Raw genomic sequence first — 3146 nt, forward strand, 5'->3', positions numbered from 1 at the left:
GGTTGGGACTTCTGGGGGCGTGCGGGGTGCCAGCGTGGGAGGAAGAGGCGGCGGCGTGTGAGGCCTTGCTGCCGGGGGACCTCGTCATCACCGAGTACCTCAACGACCCTGCGGGAGCGGACACCGGGAAGGAGTATGTGGAACTCCACAACCCCACCCGGGAGACCGTGGACTTGCTGGGCGTGACGCTCTTCACCGCCCGGGAGGAGGGGGCGCAGGAGCGGGCCTATACGCTGACCACGAACCTCCAGGTGGATGCGGGGGCCTTCCTCGTGATGGGGGACGTGCGTGACGGACCCCTGCCCGAACACGTGGATCAGACCTATGGCGACGCGCTCGGCGCGCTGGGGAACAGCGGTGGGCTCGTGGGCCTGCGCTGTGGAACACGCGTGCTCGATTCGGTGGCGCTCTCCGCGCCGTTGAAGTCGGGAGCGGCCCGCACCTACGACGGTCGTCTCGTGCCGGATGCGGAGGGCAATGATGATCCGTCGCGCTGGTGTGATGCGCCGGAGGCCGTGCCGGGTGGAGTCCGTGGCAGCCCGGGCACCGCGAACGCGCCGTGCCCTGGCGCCACCGATGGTGGAACGCCAAGCGTGGATGCAGGGACGTGTCTGCCACCGGGAGCGGTCGCTCCCCGGGACATCCGGGCGCCACGTCCAGGCGACCTCGTCATCACCGAGGTGATGGCCAACCCGCGCGGAGATGACGCGGTGGGCGAGTGGCTGGAGGTGCGCGCCACCGTGCCCGTGGACCTCAATGGCCTCACGGTGGGAACGGACACATCGGGCACGCGGCTGGAGTCGGAGCGTTGCCTGTCGCTCGCGGCGGGCGAATCCGCGCTGCTGGCGCGACGGCAGGAGCACGAGGTGAACGGCGGGCTTCCTGCGCCCCTGGCCACGTTCTCCGTGGACCTGCGCAACGCGGGCGGTGTCGTCGCCGTGCGCTCAGGAACCGTGCTCATCGACAGTGCGCTGTACGGCCCGGCCCAGGACGGCGTGGCCACCCAGGTGTCGGCACCGCTCACCTCCGAGGCGAAGAACAACGACGCACCGACCGCATGGTGCGCGGCCACGGAGCCCTACGGAGACCGGGGCAACCTGGGCTCACCGGGCAAACCCAACCGCACCTGCTCTGGGACGGACGCGGGGGTGTCCCAGACCGGCTGCATCGACCGGACGACGGGGCAGTCCCGCGCGCTCCGCGTTCCAACCGCGGGCTCGCTGGTGCTCACCGAGTTCCTCGCGGATCCCTCCGCCGTCCCGGACGCGATGGGAGAATGGGTGGAGGTGCTCGCATTGCGCGAGGTGGACCTCAACGGGGTGATGCTCTCCAACGAGACAGGGGGCATCGCGCTGGAGTCCGCGCTGTGCCTGTCGGTGAAGGCGGGAGGATACGCCGTCCTCGCGCACTCCGATGACGCCTCGCTCAATGGCGGGTTGCCTGGAGTGCTCGGCACGTTCGGGTTCAGCCTGGGCAATGGTGCGGGGGCACACGTCCTGAAGCTGGCGGTGCAGGGCACCGTGCTGGACTCGGTGGCCTTCACGCAGGCCGCGATCTCCGGTGCGTCCTCACAGCTCGATGCGCGCGTGCGGGATGCGTCCGGCAACGATGCGGCCGGTGCCTTCTGTCCAACCCCCGTGGGGGTGACGTACGGCGCGGGAGACCGGGGTACCCCGGGCCGCGAGAACCGGACGTGCGCGCCATGAGGACGCCAGGCATGGGGTGCCTGTTGCTGCTTACCTTCCTCCTGGCCTGCGGCGGTGACGGGGAAGGGGAGTGCGGACCTTCCACGGGCGTGGTGACGCAGGTCATCGACGGGGACACGGTGGTACTCCAGGACGGCGAGCGGATCCGCTACCTGCTCGCCGACACGCCGGAGACGACGCGCGGCCACCACGATTGCTTCGGCGAGGAAGCGGCGGCGTTCAACCGCTCGCTCGTGGAGGGGCGCACGGTGAGGCTGCGGGACGCGGAGGCGTGCACGGACCGGTTCGGACGGCGGCTTGCCTATGTGTCCGTGGACGGCCACGACGTGAACGCGTTGCTCGTGGAGCGCGGGTACGCATGCACGCTGTTCGTCCCGCCGGCCGGCACATCCCGGCGCGGCGAATTCGAGGCCCTGGAGGTCGAGGCCCGCAGGGCCCGCCGGGGGCTGTGGGGCCGCTGCCCGGCGCCGTGCTCGAAGGGACGGCGCCCGTCAGCGTCCGCCCTACGGCAGCGCGTCCGTCACCGCCAGCTTCAGCTCCCGGTCCAGCGGCCAGGCGGCCGGGAAGCGCGACGTGGTCAGGTCCAGCGTGCTGTCCGTGAGCTTCGCCTGGACGCTGTCACCCACGAAGAGCCGCAGCTTGCGCACGTGCTCCTTGAGCACCTCCCCGACGTCGGGCGTCATGGTCAGCGCGCTGACGACCTCGCCCGTGCGCTCGATGAGCCAGGCCAGGGCCTGCACGGTGCTGGCCGCGTCCAGGTCCGTGCCCGGACCGAACTCCGCCGTCACCGGCGTGCCCAGGGCGGTGGACAGCTTGTCGGCCATGGCGGGCAGGTGCCGCCGCAGGTGCATGGGTGAGGACTCGGGCATCGACTTGGCGGGCGTGGCCAGCACGCTCGCGTCGTGCAGCGTGATGGCTTCGATGACCCCGTCCGGCACGAACGTCACATCCGTGCCCTCTTCCCGCGAGCCATACCCGCCCGACGTGTTCATCAGCACGCCCCGGCCCTGCCGGAACTCGCCGTACTCCCGCAGGACGCCCACCACCTCACGGCCGCTGCGCAGGTACAGCGTCACGTGGGGCAGGTTCAGGGGCAGGCCCTCGTTGCGGCGTGACATGAGGATGCTCATCGCTTCCATCACCTCCCAGACGCTGCGCACATGCCTGCGGCCCAGGAACTCCAGCGGATCCACCGGTCGGGTCTGGCTCATCGCGGGCCCCCTCCCTTCGGGGCATGTCCCCGGGAACGTGTCCTCGACTGCGGCTGCTGGGGTGCCGCGCCCTGTCCGTCGCTCCTGCGTTCCGCGAATGCCATGGTCCGATTCCTCCGTCCGTCTTGTCGACAGTGTCGCCCATGTCGCCAACAGGACCCAGCGGCGCGAGCAGGCCATCCCTGGTTGCCTGCCACCCCCCGGGGTCCCATCCCAGAGGTGGGCAACC

2 protein-coding genes and 1 pseudogene are annotated in these 3146 nt (G+C 70.9%); 2 read left to right on the forward strand and 1 reads right to left on the reverse strand.

All coding sequences use genetic code 11. From position 1 onward, the window contains the following. The first annotated feature begins 2 nt into the window (after nucleotides 1–2). Nucleotides 3–1706, forward strand: coding sequence for a lamin tail domain-containing protein (locus D7X74_RS40825; RefSeq protein WP_120538320.1), 1704 nt, complete (start codon nucleotides 3–5; stop codon nucleotides 1704–1706). A gap of 11 nt (nucleotides 1707–1717) precedes the next feature. Next, nucleotides 1718–2146, forward strand: a pseudogene (locus D7X74_RS44700) (thermonuclease family protein); the annotation flags it as partial. Nucleotides 2147–2209: 63 nt separating this feature from the next. Here the strand turns inward: D7X74_RS44700 and D7X74_RS44705 are convergent. Continuing rightward, nucleotides 2210–2917, reverse strand: coding sequence for a hypothetical protein (locus D7X74_RS44705; protein ID WP_233602472.1), 708 nt, complete (start codon nucleotides 2915–2917; stop codon nucleotides 2210–2212). Between the last annotated feature and the right edge of the window lie 229 nt (nucleotides 2918–3146).

Source organism: Corallococcus sp. CA047B (genome assembly GCF_003612065.1).
In the GTDB taxonomy this organism is placed as follows: domain Bacteria; phylum Myxococcota; class Myxococcia; order Myxococcales; family Myxococcaceae; genus Corallococcus; species Corallococcus praedator.

Coding starts and splice junctions, on each gene's coding strand:
- D7X74_RS44705 (WP_233602472.1), bottom strand. CDS start 2,917: ATGAGCCAGACCCGACCGGTGGATCCGCTGGAGTTCCTGGGCCGCAGG.